Source organism: Labrenzia sp. C1B70 (assembly GCF_000475395.1).
GTDB lineage: Bacteria > Pseudomonadota > Alphaproteobacteria > Rhizobiales > Stappiaceae > Roseibium > Roseibium algicola.
Genome location: NZ_AXCE01000004.1, coordinates 260,659 through 276,674, shown reverse-complemented (window position 1 = coordinate 276,674; position 16,016 = coordinate 260,659). Strand labels below are relative to the sequence as shown.

At 60.7% G+C, this 16,016-nt stretch carries 16 protein-coding genes; 11 read left to right on the top strand and 5 right to left on the bottom strand.

The genetic code is table 11. From position 1 onward, the window contains the following. Window positions 1-111 precede the first annotated feature (111 nt). From Q666_RS39585 to Q666_RS39565, 5 genes are all read left to right on the top strand, one after another. The gene (locus tag Q666_RS39585) at window positions 112-1,347 is read left to right on the top strand and encodes an aminotransferase class I/II-fold pyridoxal phosphate-dependent enzyme (protein ID WP_023002555.1); all 1,236 of its coding nucleotides are present in this window, start codon (window positions 112-114) and stop codon (window positions 1,345-1,347) included. Beyond that, the gene (locus Q666_RS39580; protein ID WP_023002554.1) at window positions 1,344-4,088 is read left to right on the top strand and encodes a DNA translocase FtsK; all 2,745 of its coding nucleotides are present in this window, start codon (window positions 1,344-1,346) and stop codon (window positions 4,086-4,088) included. The genes Q666_RS39585 and Q666_RS39580 overlap by 4 nt, the downstream gene beginning before the upstream one ends. A gap of 84 nt (window positions 4,089-4,172) precedes the next feature. Continuing rightward, window positions 4,173-4,820 (top strand): outer membrane lipoprotein carrier protein LolA, encoded by a 648-nt coding sequence (locus Q666_RS39575; RefSeq protein WP_023002553.1) that lies wholly within the window; start codon window positions 4,173-4,175, stop codon window positions 4,818-4,820. A gap of 19 nt (window positions 4,821-4,839) precedes the next feature. Beyond that, window positions 4,840-5,802, top strand: coding sequence for a hypothetical protein (locus Q666_RS39570; RefSeq protein WP_023002552.1), 963 nt, complete (start codon window positions 4,840-4,842; stop codon window positions 5,800-5,802). A 129-nt stretch (window positions 5,803-5,931) separates the two neighbouring features. Further along, window positions 5,932-6,927 carry an LLM class flavin-dependent oxidoreductase gene (locus Q666_RS39565; RefSeq protein WP_023002551.1) on the top strand — a complete coding sequence of 332 codons (996 nt, stop codon included), beginning with the start codon at window positions 5,932-5,934 and terminating at the stop codon, window positions 6,925-6,927. On the opposite strand, the gene Q666_RS39560 is transcribed toward Q666_RS39565, so the two are convergent. Continuing rightward, the gene (locus tag Q666_RS39560; protein ID WP_023002550.1) at window positions 6,928-7,539 is read right to left on the bottom strand and encodes an NAD(P)H-dependent oxidoreductase; all 612 of its coding nucleotides are present in this window, start codon (window positions 7,537-7,539) and stop codon (window positions 6,928-6,930) included. A gap of 279 nt (window positions 7,540-7,818) precedes the next feature. On the opposite strand from Q666_RS39560, the gene Q666_RS39555 reads away from it, so the two are divergent. From Q666_RS39555 to Q666_RS39540, 4 genes are all read left to right on the top strand, one after another. Further along, window positions 7,819-8,079, top strand: coding sequence for a PepSY domain-containing protein (locus Q666_RS39555; RefSeq protein ID WP_031270036.1), 261 nt, complete (start codon window positions 7,819-7,821; stop codon window positions 8,077-8,079). 2 nt (window positions 8,080-8,081) lie between these two features. After that, window positions 8,082-8,735: a cytochrome b/b6 domain-containing protein gene (locus Q666_RS39550; RefSeq protein WP_031270034.1), complete on the top strand. Its 654-nt coding sequence runs from the start codon at window positions 8,082-8,084 to the stop codon at window positions 8,733-8,735. After that, on the top strand, window positions 8,732-9,265 hold the full coding sequence (locus Q666_RS39545; RefSeq protein WP_023002547.1) for a helix-turn-helix transcriptional regulator: 534 nt from the start codon (window positions 8,732-8,734) through the stop codon (window positions 9,263-9,265). Before Q666_RS39550 ends, Q666_RS39545 begins: the two co-directional genes overlap by 4 nt. A gap of 171 nt (window positions 9,266-9,436) precedes the next feature. Further along, window positions 9,437-11,023, top strand: a complete 1,587-nt coding sequence (locus tag Q666_RS39540; RefSeq protein ID WP_031270032.1) for an arylsulfatase — start codon at window positions 9,437-9,439, stop codon at window positions 11,021-11,023. Window positions 11,024-11,131: 108 nt separating this feature from the next. Here Q666_RS39540 and Q666_RS39535 read toward each other — a convergent pair whose 3' ends face one another. The 3 genes from Q666_RS39535 to Q666_RS39525 all read right to left on the bottom strand — a co-directional run bounded on the left by Q666_RS39535 (window position 11,132) and on the right by Q666_RS39525 (window position 13,556). After that, on the bottom strand, window positions 11,132-11,338 hold the full coding sequence (locus Q666_RS39535; protein ID WP_023002545.1) for a DUF1737 domain-containing protein: 207 nt from the start codon (window positions 11,336-11,338) through the stop codon (window positions 11,132-11,134). A 17-nt stretch (window positions 11,339-11,355) separates the two neighbouring features. Beyond that, complete coding sequence (locus tag Q666_RS39530; RefSeq protein ID WP_031270031.1) at window positions 11,356-12,240, bottom strand: CoA ester lyase; 885 nt, start codon at window positions 12,238-12,240, stop codon at window positions 11,356-11,358. Between the two features lie 398 nt (window positions 12,241-12,638). Then, complete coding sequence (locus Q666_RS39525) at window positions 12,639-13,556, bottom strand: EamA family transporter (RefSeq protein WP_031270029.1); 918 nt, start codon at window positions 13,554-13,556, stop codon at window positions 12,639-12,641. Between the two features lie 203 nt (window positions 13,557-13,759). On the opposite strand from Q666_RS39525, the gene Q666_RS39520 reads away from it, so the two are divergent. Further along, window positions 13,760-14,221 carry a GNAT family N-acetyltransferase gene (locus Q666_RS39520; protein ID WP_023002542.1) on the top strand — a complete coding sequence of 154 codons (462 nt, stop codon included), beginning with the start codon at window positions 13,760-13,762 and terminating at the stop codon, window positions 14,219-14,221. A 72-nt stretch (window positions 14,222-14,293) separates the two neighbouring features. Here Q666_RS39520 and Q666_RS65440 read toward each other — a convergent pair whose 3' ends face one another. After that, on the bottom strand, window positions 14,294-15,343 hold the full coding sequence (locus Q666_RS65440; RefSeq protein ID WP_031284968.1) for a DUF2125 domain-containing protein: 1,050 nt from the start codon (window positions 15,341-15,343) through the stop codon (window positions 14,294-14,296). 150 nt (window positions 15,344-15,493) lie between these two features. Between Q666_RS65440 and Q666_RS65860 the strand changes: the two genes are divergently transcribed. Beyond that, window positions 15,494-16,012, top strand: a complete 519-nt coding sequence (locus Q666_RS65860; RefSeq protein ID WP_023002540.1) for a gamma-glutamylcyclotransferase — start codon at window positions 15,494-15,496, stop codon at window positions 16,010-16,012. The last annotated feature ends 4 nt before the right edge of the window (window positions 16,013-16,016 follow it).

Genomic DNA, 16,016 nt, shown 5'->3' with positions numbered 1-16,016 from the left:
CGCAACCATTTGCAGCATTTCCTGTGCGCTGCCCCGCTTGGTTAATAAGGGATTTACCACACCGGCTATAGGGTCTGAGCAAAGTTATGCGTAACGAGTGCCGGATCATTCATGCTTGCCAGCAAAAAAGCCTATCAGCGCGGTGTGTCCCTGCCGAGCTCCAATCCGTTTCAACGACTTGCCGAACTCCTGAGCGGCGAGACGCCGGGGCTTGACCCGATTGTCATGACGATTGGCGAACCGCAACACGCCATTCCTGATTTCACCGCGGAAGTTCTGGCTGAAAATATGGCCGGGTTCCGCCGTTATCCGCCGATCGACGGCTCGCCTGAATTCCGTTCGGCCGTCGCATCCTGGCTGGATCGCCGATACAATCTGGGTGGGTTGATCGACGCCGACCATGGTGTGCTGCCGCTGAACGGCTCCCGCGAAGGACTTTCCTTCGGCGCCATTGCCGCGCGTGATCAGCTGAACAAGGGCCTGGACCACCCTGTGGTGATTCTGCCCAACCCGTTCTACCAGACCTATGCTGCCGCAGCGCATGTCGCCGATGCGGAGGCCGTGCTGCTCGACGCGATTGCGGGAAACAATTTTCTGCCGGATCTCGACAGCCTCGATGCGGAGCTGCTGGAAAGGACCGTCGCCTTTTATGTCGCCTCGCCCACAAATCCGGAAGGGTTTGTGGCCGATACCGCCTATTGGCAGCGCCTGATCGGTCTCGCCCGCAAGCATCGCTTCTATATCTTTGCAGACGAATGCTATTCGGAAATCTATCGCGAGACGCCGCCAATCGGCATTCTGGAAGCGGCCAGGGATCTGAATGAAGAGCAGGGCGGCGGCTTTGCCAACATCATCGTCCTCAATTCTCTGTCCAAACGCTCCAACCTGGCGGGTCTGCGCTGCGGCTTTGCGGCAGGAGATCCCGAGTTCCTGAAAAAGTGGGCGAAGTTCAGAGGCCTTGCCGCACCGCAGGTGCCGCTGCCGGCACAGGCAGTTGCCGTCCGGGCCTATCAGGACGAATCCCACGTCATTGAAAACCGCAGGCTCTACAACGAAAAATTCGAAGCTGCCGAAAAACACCTCGGCCCGATCCTTGGGCCGGTCACGCCTGACGCCGGGTTCTTCCTGTGGCTGGATATCAGCCGCTGGGGCGACGCCGTTGCGGTCACGAAAGCACTCTGGACCGAAATCGGGCTCAAGGTGCTGCCGGGCAGCTACCTTGCCTCGGACCAGTCGGACGGCAGCAATCCGGGGCGGAACTATATTCGCATCAGCCTGACGGCTCCTCTTGAGCAGACAGAGATCGCTCTGGAGCGTCTGGCAAAATGGTTGGGGGACAAGGCATGAGGCGGGCCAGCGCAGTTCGCGGCAACGGCCGCAGATCTTCGGTTGACCTTCTGGACACCGAGAGCCCACTGAAGCGGTTCATCCGGCGCAATCTTGTCGGGGCCGCGGGTCTCGGTATCATTGCGCTGGCGGCAATGCTCGCCGCAAGCCTTGCCACCTGGTCCGTCAGCGACCCGAGCTTCAATCATGCCACCGGTGGCCAGGTGCGCAACGCCCTGGGAACACCGGGCGCTGTCCTTGCAGACATTCTGATGCAGACCATCGGCCTGGCAACGGCCGTGTTCCTGATTCCTCTGGTTCTGTGGGGCTGGCGGCTTCTGACCGGCCACGCGCTTGGCATCGGCCGCAAGCGCCTGGTCTACTGGCTGATCGGCACAAGCCTTGCCGCAGGTGCCCTGGCGTCGCTGCCGGTTCCCGAAAGCTGGCCGCTGCCAACCGGTCTCGGCGGCTTTTTCGGCGACACCGTTCACCATTTGCCTGCACTCGTTACCGACAACATGACAAGCGGCGCTGCCACGATCGTCGGCGTGCTTGGTCTTGGCGTACCGGCTATCCTGTGCCTGCTGGCAGCTGCCGGTTGGCTGGGCAGCATCGGCGCTCCGTCCGAACGGATCGAGCCTGTGGCCGGCCCTGTCGGTCACGGCAAGGCCGCCGAGCATGAACTCGACTTTGACGACGACGATGGCGAGTCCCGCATCGGTATCTTCATGAGTGCCTTCGTCGGCCAGATGGAGCATTTCGGTCTTCAGGCTGCTGCACAGGTGCGCCGGTTGACCGGCCTGAAGCGCAGCCAGGCCCAGGAGGAAGAAGAATACTGGGACGAGGATGAGGACGACACCGACTACGAGCCGGAAGACACCCGCCAGGGCAGCCGTCTGAAGGCATTCCGCAAGGCCCTTGCCGGCCGGCTGATGCCGCAAGATGACGACGGCCTGGACGATTTCTACCAGCGTGGCCGTCATGCGGACGACGGAGACGAACCTTACGCGGAAGAATACTACGACGAGGAAGGCGATACCTTCGAGCCGGACGATCTGATGATCGACAAGGGCCCCGTCAACGGTCGTCCCGCGGTCCCGGTCGGCATTGCCGCGCCGGAGGCTCAGCAGGCGCCTGCGCAACCGGCAGCAAATGGCCGCGTCATTCCGCAGGCACCGCGTCCGAAGCAGAGCAAGCGTGCGATAGAGGAAGCCCAGCCATCCTTCCTCGGAGCCCCGGAAGAGTACGAATTGCCTCCGCTGCGGCTGCTGGCCGAGCCAAAGGTGGCCGGCAAGGTGCCGGGTCTGTCCGCCGATGCGCTGGAGCAGAATGCCCGCATCCTGGAAGGCGTGCTTGAGGATTTCGGTGTGCGCGGCGAAATCATCGAGGTTCGCCCCGGTCCGGTTGTGACCCTGTACGAACTGGAACCGGCACCGGGCATCAAGTCCTCGCGTGTCATCGGTCTTGCGGACGACATCGCCCGCTCCATGAGCGCGATTTCCGCCCGTGTGGCGGTGATCCCGGGCAAGAACGCCATTGGTATCGAACTGCCGAATGCCCGTCGTGAGACGGTTTACCTGCGTGAACTGCTGGCCGCCCAGGACTTCGAAAAGTCCAAGGCCAAGCTGGCGCTGGCCCTGGGCAAGACCATCAACGGCGAAAGCGTTGTCGCGGATCTGGCCCGCATGCCTCACCTGCTTGTGGCCGGTACCACCGGCTCGGGCAAGTCGGTCTCGATCAACACCATGATCCTGTCGCTGCTCTACCGGCTGACGCCCGAGCAGTGCAAGATGATCATGATCGACCCCAAGATGCTGGAACTGTCGATCTACGACGGCATTCCGCATCTGCTGACACCGGTTGTGACCGATCCGAAGAAAGCCGTCGTCGCCTTGAAGTGGACCGTTCGCGAGATGGAAGACCGCTACAAGAAGATGTCCAAGATGGGCGTCCGCAACATCGACGGCTACAACACCCGCATCAAGCAGGCGCTGGAAAAGAACGAAACATTCACCCGCACCGTTCAAACCGGCTTCGACCGCGACACCGGCCAGCCGATCTACGAAGAAGAGCAGCTGCCGCTTGAGGCGATGCCGTATATCGTCGTCATCGTCGACGAGATGGCCGACCTGATGATGGTGGCCGGCAAGGACATCGAAGGTGCTATCCAGCGGCTGGCTCAGATGGCCCGTGCCGCCGGTATTCACCTGATCATGGCGACGCAGCGGCCGTCGGTGGATGTCATTACCGGCACCATCAAGGCCAACTTCCCGACCCGTATCTCCTTCCAGGTGACGTCGAAGATCGACAGCCGCACCATCCTGGGTGAAATGGGCGCCGAACAGCTTCTGGGCATGGGTGACATGCTCTACATGGCCGGCGGCGGACGCATCCAGCGTGTGCACGGGCCGTTCGTCTCCGACGACGAGGTCGAGGATATCGTCAAGCACCTGAAGGTTCAGGGCACGCCGCAATATCTGGAAGCCGTGACCGAGGAAGATGACGAGGCCGAAAGCCCCTACGACGGTGGCGGCGGACTTGCCGGCGGCGACGAGGGCAACGATCTGTACGACAAGGCGGTTGCCATCGTGCTGCGCGACAAGAAGGCGTCGACCTCCTATGTGCAGCGGCGCCTTTCGATCGGCTACAACCGTGCTGCTTCGCTGATTGAGCGGATGGAAAACGAAGGCCTGATCAGCGCCGCCAACCATGCCGGAAAACGCGAAATTCTCGTGCAGAACGGCGTGGAAGAAGATTTTTGATGGTAAACTGCCAAAGCTTTGCCACACACGCTCCCTAGCTAGGGGGAAACGTGTCACACAGAGAACGATTTAGGACATTGCATCATGCTGAAACGCTTCGCTTCCCGCCTGATCAAACCTATGCTGGCAGCTGGCATTGCTGCGGCTCTGTCCCTGTCGGCACTGCTGCCCGCCGCGGCGCTGACCGAGCAGGAACAAAATGCCCTCAGGGATCTCAACTCCTATTTCAACTCGGTGAAGACCATGCATGGCGACTTCATCCAGTTCGGTCCTGACGGAAACCAGTCCGACGGCAAGTTCTACATGGCCCGCCCGGGCAAGGTGCGCTTCTACTACAACAAGCCTTCCGTGCTCGACATTGTGGCCGACGGCAAGTCGGTGTCCGTGCGCGACCGCAAGCTGAACACCCAGGACATCTGGCCTCTTGGCCAGACGCCGCTGCGCTTCCTGCTGTCCGACGACATCGACCTGCAGAAGGACACCAACGTCACCAACGTTCTGGTGGAAGAAGACCTGATCACCGTCACCATCCTGGACAAGACCAAGTTCAACTCCGGTACCCTGACGCTGATCTTCGATGCCAAGGACTACGCGTTGAAGCAGTGGACCGTTACCGACCAGCAGGGCTACGACACCTCCGTTGCGGTCTATAATGTTGTGTCCAACGGCCCGACCAATCCGGACCTTTTCAAGATCGATTATCTGGCCAACGCCCGCCAGAAAAACAACTGACAGCCCGGCTGGCCCCAGCATGACGGAAACGGCCGGCCGGCGCGCACTCGTCTTTGACCTGCTTGAGGCCTATTGCGCCCGCAAAGGCTACCGCCTGACGGCGGGCGACGGCCATGGCCATGCCGGCATGGTCGAAAGCCCGTCCGGCAAGCGCTGGTTCTTCAAGGGCACAAGGTTCGACCTCAACACGCTCGGCGCAGCGGAAATCGCCACCGACAAGGCCTATGCCGCGTCCTTTCTGAAGGCCGCGGACCTGACAGTGCCGGACGGACTTCTGGTTTTCGCACACGACATCCGCACGAGCCGAACTGCGCCGCAAGACCTTCTGGATTTTGCCGGGAACCAGGGGTTCCCGCTTTACGTCAAACCGAACTGTGGCCGGGAAGGGCGGGACGTAGTGCGGGTCGACACCAGTCACACCCTTCAAACGGCCCTGCAAACCCTCGCCAAGAGCAACGACCAGCTGCTGGTGCAACCGGAAATCCGCGGACAGGAACTGAGAATTATCGTTCTGGACGACGATGTGCTGTGCGCCATCGAACGCCATCCGCCTCAGATCACGGGCGACGGTCATCGCAGCATTGCCGAGATCATCGGCGCCGATCCGCGCTTCGACGCTGCCGACCCCCGCCTCGTTCTCGAACTGCAGCAACAAGGGCTGATGCTGGAAACGGTTCCCGCGCCAGGCCAGACGGTCACGCTTCTGCCCGTGGTCAATCTGTCCGCGGGCGGCACGGCCAGAATTATCACCGGCTCGCTCGCCCCGGACCTTGCAGCCCTTGCCCGCGAGGCCGCACAGGCCCTGTCTCTGCGTTATGCCGCCGTTGACCTGATCTTGCCGACTGCGGCCAACGCAGAACCTGTTGTCCTGGAGGTCAACGCCGCGCCAGGTCTTGGCAACCTTGCCCGGCAGGGGTCTGAAGAGACCGAAGCGGTGAAGCATATCTACGAGCGTGTGTTCGAAGCGACATTCGCCGAATAGATCCCGCTGACCCCGGGAGCCATGCCCGTTTAAGCGCCTGGGAAGGCTGCGCCAAAGCGGGCTGCCGACAAAACTTGACCTTGGCGGGTGGGTTTTCAGATCCTACATGGAGCTCCAACGGAGATATCCATGCAGCATTTTTCCCTTCTCGATCTGTCCCCTGTGCCGGAAGGCCAGACAGCGGCCGCGGCTCTAGCAAACACGGTCGATCTGGCGCGGTCCGCGGAACTGGCAGGCTACCATCGCTACTGGCTGGCCGAGCATCACAACATGCCGGGCATCGCCAGCGCCGCTACATCGCTTGTCATCGGCCAGGTGGCGGCAGCAACCTCCACCATGCGCGTCGGCGCGGGCGGTATCATGCTGCCCAACCACTCGCCGCTGATCATCGCCGAGCAATTCGGCACGCTGGCAACGCTGTACCCGGGCCGGATCGACCTGGGCCTGGGCCGCGCCCCGGGCACGGACATGGCGACGGCCAGGGCCCTGCGTCGCCACATGGCCGGTGAGGACAGTTTTCCGCAGGATGTCCAGGAGCTGATGGGCTATTTCAGACCCGCTTCTGAAACCAGCAGGGTGCGCGCGATCCCGGGCGAAGGCACGCAGGTACCGATCTGGATCCTTGGCTCGAGCCTTTACGGGGCGCAACTCGCGGCGGCCTTCGGGCTGCCCTATGCCTTTGCCTCCCATTTCGCACCGGACATGCTGGAAGAAGCGCTGGAGATCTACCGGGCAACCTTCCAGCCGTCACCGCAGCTCGCCAGACCGCATGTTATGGTGGCAGCTGGCGTCTTTGCTGCCGAGACCGACGAAGAGGCAGATTACCTGCGCTCTTCCCAGTTGCTCGCTTTCGCCCGGTTGCGCATGGGCAACCCCGGTAAACTGCCCCTGCCGGTGGAAAATGTCCCCGCCGAAATTCCGCCCGCCGTTCTGGCGCAGGTCGAACACGCCCTGTCCTGCTCGGCAACGGGATCTCCGGCGACGATCCGCGACCAACTGTCGGCAATCATCACCCGCTACCAGCCCGACGAACTGATGATCACCGGCATGATCCATGATCACGGCGCCCGCGTGAAATCCTTCCAGCTCGCGGCCGACGTCCTGAAGGATCTCGTGACAGCTTAGTCAACCATCAAAGGCGCTTCGACAAATATGGGCGGTTTCTTCCAGCCAGTCTTGCCGCTGGGGATAGGAGCTGCCCACAACGGGCCTGAAGACGTGGCGCTCATAATCCAGAGCGCCACAATACGGCAGCACGCAACGGCCCCAGATCAGCTCCAGCGGGTCTCCAAGATCTAGCCGCTCTCGCTCCGCCTCGGTGTCGGACGTGTTGAAGACGACGGCCTTGCGGATCGACAGCAGTCCTTCCGGCAGACCGTCGGCAGTCTGCAGCCGGTAGGCAACGCCCGGCACCAGCACACGGTCCATCCAGCCTGCAAGGATCGCCGGTGGTTTGCCCCACCAGTTCGGATGGACGACCAGCAGACCATCGGCGTTCGAAATACCCTCCCTGTGCCGTGCAACAACGGCATCCTCTGAACGGGACAGCACTTCTTCCAGAGTGTCGCCGATCGAGTAGGCTTCCTCTGCTGTCAGACAGGGATCGAACTCTTCGGCGTAAAGATCGTGGTGATCTATCTGGTGCCCCTCGGCCTCCAGAGTTTCACGCGCCTGTTTCGACAGCGCATGGCAGAAGCTGTTGTCCCTGGGGTGCGCCAGTAGGGAAAAGATGCGCAACGGCCTGTTTCCTTGATGCAAATTGAAAATACCGGCTCGAAAATGTGCCGGAGCAATTCCTGTTCCCCTGACTTCGCAATTCATTTCAGCCGTTTCAACCCTGGCAAGACCATTTGCCTGGTTTGACCTTCTGGACGGCTGCCGAAGGATCGAAATCCGCGCGTAAGCATCTGCTTATGATGCCCGGCGTCAGCAGTCCGTCAATCGACCGAAGCCGAGTTTGCGGCCAATCAGGACGAAGACCGCAACGGTCGCAGAAACCTGATGAAGGACACAATCATGCTGAAGAAATCTCTCGCCGTACTCTGCCTCTGCCTTGCTCCGGTCGCCGCGCAGGCCATGCCCGTCGTTGGAGACATGGTCGGCACCAATCCCGAGGAGGCCACCGCGGCACTGGCCAAGGCCGGTTGCACCGTCAAGGAATTCGAAGCCGAGGACGGCAAGATCGAAGCGAAATGCACCGATGCGCAAAACAAGCTTTGGGAAGTCTACATCGACCCGAAATCCGGCAAGGTCACCAACGTCAAGAACGAAGACTGATCATGGGTGCCTCAAACACCCCGCAATCGAACGAGGGGGCGCAAAGCCCCCCCGAATTGTGGGATCCGCTGGTGCGTATCAGTCACTGGCTGATCGCAGTCGCGGTGATAGCCAACGGTCTCCTCAACAAGCCGGGTGGCACCATTCACATCTGGATTGGCTGGGGAGTTCTCGCCCTGCTTGCGCTCCGTTTTGTCTGGGGATTTCTCGGACCAGCGGAAGCCAGGTTCTCCGCCTTTCCACCTGATCCGCGCGCTGCGGTGTCTCACCTGATCGATCTCGTTCGCGGTAGCCCGCGCCACTACCGCTCCCATAATCCCGCCGGAGCGATCATGGTCTATGCGCTCTGGGCCTGCCTTGTGGTGGTAACCGGAACCGGCCTTTACATGACCGGCGCCAAGAGCCCCATCACGATTGCCGAGGAAAAGGTGGCGGTTGCCGCCGGAGACTGGTCGGTGCTCGTCAAGGACGACGATGATGAAAAGGGCGAAGACAGCAAGGTGCTGGGGGAAGCTGCAAAGGAAGTTCATGAAATCGCAGCCAACCTGATGCTGATGCTGGCCCTGATCCATGTCGCAGGTGTCGCAGTTGAAAGTCGCGCGACGAGGCGTAATCTGGTCCGACCCATGCTGGTTGGCCGGATCAAGGACAAATGACATTTACAGGGATCAACCTTCGACAGGGGCGGCGGGAGACGACCGCCCTTGCCGCGTTCATGCTGTTGCAGTCCGTTGCCGCGATCTTTTTTGTCGGCGATGCCTTTACCGATCTTGTGACCGACGTCAGCAGCCCGCATTCCATTTTCGAATTCTTTGTCGCCTTCGTGTTGATCGTCGGCATTTTTCTGGCCGGCTGGCAGTTGCGGCTCACCCTGGAAAGACTGCGCAATCAGGAGCGCGCCCTTGGAGCCGCCCGTGGCGACCTTGCCCGGATCATTGACACCCAGTTTGCCGAATGGGGCCTGACGCCTGCCGAAAGCGATGTCGGCCTCCTGGCCTTGAAAGGCCTGGATCTTTCCGAAATCGCTCAGCTGCGGGGCGCGGCACAGGGAACCGTGCGCGCCCAATTGACCAGGATCTACGCAAAGGCCGGTGTTTCGGGCCGTCACCAGTTCGCAGCCTGGTTCGTTGAGGACCTGCTTCAGGACGGCATTGCGGACAGGACCACGGTATCCGCTGAGGCCTGAATCTGTATGGCGACACCAGAACCCGAACATATCCCGGGCAAATCCTGGGCGATTCCCGGATGCGACCATTCCGTGCATTAAACGCAAGCACTATCACAGCTTGGCTTATTGCCGTGTTGCGCCTACTCTGCCAGAGGAACTCACCGAGCGTGTTCAAGGGAGACGAGGATCATGTCTTTTCGACATCTGCTTGCAGGCTTGCCAATCGCACTTTTCATGACGTGCACAACGTCCATGGCGCAAGAGTCAAAACCACCAAACATATTGGTCATCTGGGGCGACGATGTCGGTTGGCAGAATGTTTCCGCCTACGGCATGGGCACCATGGGTTACACCACACCCAACATCGACCGCCTGGCGAATGAAGGCCTCCGCTTCACCGATCACTATGCCCAGCCGAGCTGCACCGCAGGCCGTGCGGCCTTCCTGACCGGTCAGTACCCGATCAGGTCCGGCATGACCACCGTGGGTCAGCCCGGGTCGTCGCTCGGTCTGAAAGCAGAGTCGCCAACGCTTGCGGAAGAGCTGAAACAGATCGGCTACCGCACGGGACATTTCGGCAAGAACCATCTGGGTGACCGGAACGAGCACCTGCCCACCGTCCATGGCTTCGACGAATTCTTCGGAAATCTCTATCATCTCAATACGCAGGAAGAAGCCGAACAGCGCGACTACCAGCGTTTCGGCGAAGCCTTTTCCGGCAGCCTTGAGGAATACGAGAAGCAGTTCGGAACACGGGGCGTCATACACAGCTTTGCATCGGAAACCTTCGACGATACCGAACAGCCCAGGTTTGGTGTCATAGGCAAGCAGACGGTCGAGGACACCGGTCCGCTCACCCAGGAGCGGATGAAGAACTTCGACGAGGGAGAAGTCATCCCTCTGGCCAAGGACTTCATGAAAAACGCCCAGGAAGCAGGCGAACCGTTCTTTGTCTGGCTGAACACCAGCCGCATGCATCTCTATACGCGGCTGAACGACGAGTGGCGCTACGCCGCAGAAGCCTATACGACCGAAGCCGACTACCACGGCTCGGGCATGCTGCAGCACGATCATGATATCGGCCTGGTGCTGGACTGGCTCGACCAACAGGGCCTGACGGAAAACACCATTGTCTGGTATTCGACCGACAACGGCCCGGAGCATGCCTCCTGGCCTCATGGCGCTACCACCCCGTTCCGGGGCGAAAAGATGACCACCTATGAGGGCGGTGTGCGTGTCATTTCCATGGTGCGCTGGCCGAATGTGCTGGAACCCGGCCAGGTCATGAACGGAATTCAGGCGCACCAGGACATGTTCACCACCCTTGCCGCAGCTGCCGGCATTGACGACGTGAACGCCGAAGTGATGGCCGAGAAGCAGCAGTTCATCGACGGGGTCAACAATCTGGCCTACTGGAAGGGCGAACAGGCCAATTCCAATCGCACTCACATCTTTCACTATTACGAAAGCGTGCTGACGGCGATCAGGATGGGACCCTGGAAATTCCACTTCTCGACCAAGGAAGACTATTACGCCAACCTGGTTCCGCGGACCGTCCCACTGGTGTTCAACATCCGTGCGGATCCATTCGAGAGCTACGATTCAACCGATGGCTACGGGCATCTGATGCAGAAGGTATCGTGGCTTATCCAGCCGATGGGTGTGCTCATGGGTCAGCATCTGCAGAGCCTTGCAGACTATCCCCCGGTCCAGGGCGGGGCGTCGTTCAACATGTCGAACATCGTCGAGGACTTCCTGTCGAAGGGGATGCAGTAGCGAACCGAACTTCTTGACCCGACAAAGCGAAACGGCCCCGGAACTTTCCGGGGCCGTTGAATTTTCAGCGCTCGCTCAGAGCCACCTGATTAATGGAACCGACTGCGATCAGTAGTCGCCGAGCTTGATGTCCCGGGAGTATTCGACGCCTTCGACTTCCTTTGTCACTGCCTGGCCGCAAATGGTCGCGCCACGCGTTGCGTCGTAGGTAAGCGAAGGAGAACCGGACAGCTGCCAGCCCTTGTTGAGAGCCTGGGTAACCCGGTGGCAGAATTCGCTGTCGTCGATGCCGGTGATGAAGCGGTAGAGTTTCATGAGAGCTCTCTTGTGTGTCAGGTCCGGGCAGCGATGGCGTCGGCGATGGCGATCACCCGCTTGCCCATGTCCGCATGTAGCCTTTCAACCATCTTGCCGTCCACCTGGATTGCGCCCTTGCCCGCATTTTCCGGCTCATCGAACAGAGAATTGATCTTGCGTGCCCAGGCAACTTCCTCTTCCGACGGACTGAAGGCCGCGTGGCAGGGGGCGATCTGTTTCGGGTGGATCAGCGTCTTGCCGTCCATGCCCATGTCGACACCCTGGGCACATTCGGCAGCGAAACCTTCCTCGTCCTGAAACGCATTGTAGACACCGTCCAGAATGTCGATGCCGCCGGCGCGCGCTGCCGCAACGCAGGTCATCAGCCAGGGCGTCATGGCGGCGCGGCCGGGCGTGAGGCGTGCCCTTGTTTCCTTGGCCAGATCATTGGTGCCCATCACGAAACAGGACAGTCGCACAGCCGGATCCTGACCACAGGCGCCGATGGCGGCGGCATTCAGCATGGCGAGCGGCGTTTCCATCATGGCCCAGAGTGTCAGGTCCGCGGACGCCCCCAGAAGCGATAGTTTGTGCGCAACCATCTGCAGGTCGACCGGGCCGTTGACCTTGGGCACCAGAATGGCATCCGGATTGGCCTTCACCGCTGCCGCCAGATCGTCTTCGCCCCAGGGCGTCTCCAGCCCGTTGATGCGGATCACCACCTCGCGATTGCCATAGGGACGGGCCGAAACGGCCTCGGCGATCTGGGTGCGCGCCATGTCCTTGGCATCGGGAGCGACCGCGTCTTCAAGGTCCAGCAGCAGGCAGTCCACATCCAGCGTTGCCGCCTTTTCCAGCGCCCGGGCGTTGGAGCCGGGCATATAGAGAGCGGAACGGCGGGGTCTTGGCTGTGTTGTCATGGGTCGATCCTGCAAGTCGGGAAAACGGATTTCCGGTTAACCTAGGGTGTGGACTCAAAAATGAAGACGAAATGGCATGAGAAATGGCGAAACCGCGTTAGGAAGGGTGCGCGGAGCGGGCTTTCTGCCCGGTCAAGCACGCTGACGACACGCGGTGAAGCCATTTTCATGTCCTTCGGATTTGACCGGATTGGTCCTCCTCAGCGTTGCGAAAGCTTGAAAATGAACCACATTTCCTGCGCCTCCGCGCCTTGAGGAAGACCAATCCGCCTCAAACCATTTCATCTTCATTTTTGAGTCCACACCCTAGTGGATCGCGGCGGCCAGGGGAATTCGCCGAAGGGGGAACGGCCGCGTTCGTGCACCAGGGTACCGCCAAACGCAGGCGCTGCCGCCGATCACGGGAGTTCGTCTGCCTGCATGCTCACCGACGCTTTCTGTCGGCGTTTGAAGATCATGTCCTTTGCGGCAATCACCGCCCCCAGCGTAATCGCCACACAGGCGATGCCAACGGCAGGTGTCAGCGCCCCGAAGCCAAAGGCAATCAGCAACAGGGTGGACAGGAGCGGCGCCGAATAGGCCGCTGCGCCCAGCACCTGGATGTCGCCATGCTTGACGCCGACATCCCAGGTGAAAAACGCAAGTCCCACCGGAAAGGCGGCAAGCGCCAGCACCGATGCCCATTCCAGCGACGATGCAGGCAGGATCGTTTCCTCCAGCGCCAGATGACAGATACCCGAAAGGATTGCGGTCATCACACAGAACCCTGCAACGGCTTCGGTCGGCACCGCACCCAGTCTGCGCGACAGCACGGAATAGCTGGACCAGAACAGACACGAGGCCACCGCCGCCCCATAACCGAGCATCGAGCCGGAGGAAAAACCGACACCTTCCCCGCCGGTGATCAGAAGCACCGCGCCGGCCAAGCCCAGAACCGTTCCAATGACATGATGCAGACGCAGCCGTTCCCCCGGTAACAGGGCGGAAAACAGCACGATCAGGAGCGGCCAAGTGTAGTTGATCAGATTTGCTTCCACAGGCGGCGCGTTGCGGATGGCAGTGAAATAGAAAAAATGAAAGCCGAACAGGCCGAACGTGCCGAATGCCCAAACGCCAAGCGGCTGCCTGAGCAACCGGGTTCTGCCAGTCGCGATCAGCCAGATCAGCGCCATGATGCCGGAGAAGCCGAAACAGAGCGTGTTCAACAGGAACGGAGGCACATTTCCGGAACCGGCACCAAACAGGCCGAGGGTCGCCCACATCAGCACAGCTGTAAGTCCGATCAGCGTCGCCCTCAACTTTTGCTTGTCCGCCATTTCCTGTTCCCGTCTTTTCCGTGCATCGCTCATGGCACGAAATCGCCGCAAGCGAAAGGCCGCAGATCCCGGACAGGGCCTGCGTAGCCGACCGTCAGCAATGCCGCAGCCATTAATTGATCGAAGTCCTTGATCAGCGAACCCGTTTCGGGACATGGTGGGCCAAAGTCTCACTCTTAATCGATTTGCTTTCCGGGGAAATCATGACGACAACGCAAATCAGGGCCCTTCGGCTGGATGATGCTCATAAGCTTGCGCCGCTTATTGCCGAAAATGCTCAGGCGCTGCGGCGCGGTGCACCGCGTCGTCCCGACGCCTATTACGCCGAACGCATTCTGTCGGACAAGACGGCCGAGGTTCTGGGAGCTTTCGAAGGCGACAAGCTGGTCGGCTTCGCAGTTTTCTTCGACCTGCCGGAACTCATTACGGGTCTCAGGATCGGTCAGATGGATGACATCTATGTCCATCCCGATCACCGCAACAAGGGCACCGGCCGCAAGATGATCGAAACCCTGGTCAGCGAAGGCCAGAACCGCGGATGGCTGCATTTGCGCTGGCTCGTACCGGGCAAGAACACCCCGGCGGTTGCGCTCTACGAAAAGATCGCTGAACCCGATCATCGCAAGAGCTACCTGATCCCGATCGACCGCATCGCCGGCGACTGACCGGGCTTCGCCTTCAGGCAGGTTTCAGGCCGCATACCACTTTTCTGGGTGCGGACTGAGGCCATCAAGTGATCAGGATCCCGCGGGAAACAACGGCGGGATCTGGCCAAGCGGCAGAAAACCGATGCGAACCACGCCGCGGTCGACCGAGACCGGCAGCGTGATGGTCCGCACACCGTCGACTTCCTTGGCGGCAGGCTCCAGGCTCTTCACCACATTCTGCAGCAGTGAGAAAGTCTGGTCTTCAGGCGGGAACAACGGCTTCACGCTGTCCAGAAGCGCGTCCGGATTACCGAGGTTCAACTCCAGTGATCCGCTCAAGGTGCCGTCACCCGAAAGCACAAGACTGCCGCTTGCCGTGGCCTTGCCAGCCCCGAGCAGTATCTCGGTAAGCACCAGTTCGACCGGCAATTCTCCGCCCTGCGCCCGCACAAGCGAAACGAGGTCTGCCCCTGCAAGCAGGGCTGTGCCGCCTTCGATACGGGCATGGCTGCGCAGGGAAATCGTCTGCTGAAGTTCCGGCAGAGATTTGAGGCTGAGGTCCTGAACCGTGACGAAACTTTCCAGCGTCGCCGCGCTCTCGGGTTGCTTGCGCAGATGCACTTCGGACTTTTCAGCCGCAAACAGCCCACGGGCGAGGGCGGTGTCGAACGCTGCTTCCGGTTTGTCGATCACCGCATCGAACGATCCGAGCGCATTGTCGCTGAACTTCACGCTGGCGCGGGCCGTCTGCCACGTCAGGCCACCCTCGAGGCCGTTCACCGGCACCGACATGGCCGCAGGCGACTTTGCCTCTAAGATCACGTGCCACGGATTATAGATCAAGGCGACGGCATTCAGCCCGCCGAGCGATGCGGCTGTTCCCCGACGGTCGGCCGAACGCATGTCCGCGCAGGAGACCTCATAGCGGAACGGATAGCCGGCAATGGCAAGATCCGCGCAGCTCACATCCAGGCCCTGGTCCGCCATGCGGACAATTTGCCGGTCGAGTTGTTCCCGCAGCACGGACTGCCCATAAAACCAGGCGGCCGACCAGCCAGCAATTACCAGAACGACAGTTCCTGCCAGCAGGATATACCCGCGTCTGGTTGGTTTCGGCGGCTTGGTCTTGATATCGGACACTGGGAGACACTCTCTTCTGGTTCGGGCGATTTCCGGACCGGTCACACTGCCGACAAGGGCCACCTGCAAGACAGGCGCTGCCGGAGTGCCATTGAAACGACCGGTGCAGCTTGCTATCTCCGCAGCTGCGGTAACACAAGACAGGTCGATATGAGCGATTTTTGGGTCTTTGGCTACGGTTCTTTGATGTGGAACCCAGGATTTGATCACCAGCGCGCCGAACCGGCGCTGCTGCGCGGTGCACATCGCTCGCTTTGCGTCTATTCCTGGGTACATCGGGGTACGCAGCAGAGACCAGGTCTCGTCTTCGGCCTCGACAACGGCGGCGCATGCCGGGGCATCGCCTATCAGGTCTCCGGGGATATCTGGCCGCAGGTGCTGGAATATCTGCGCGCCCGGGAACAGACGACGATGGTCTACAAGGAGCACCATCATCACGTCGAGCTCGACAGCGGCGAGAAGGTGGAAGCGCTGGTCTACATGGTCGATCACGGCCATGCCCAATATGCGGGTTCCTTGCCGCTTGAAGAGCAGCTGGAAATCGTAAGAGGCGCTGTCGGCAAGTCCGGCGCCAATCCGGACTATGTCATCAACACCGCCGCCCACCTCCAGGAAATGGGCATTCCCGATACGGGTCTTGCCTGGCTGGCCGAGCGCCTGAAAGCCTGAGCCA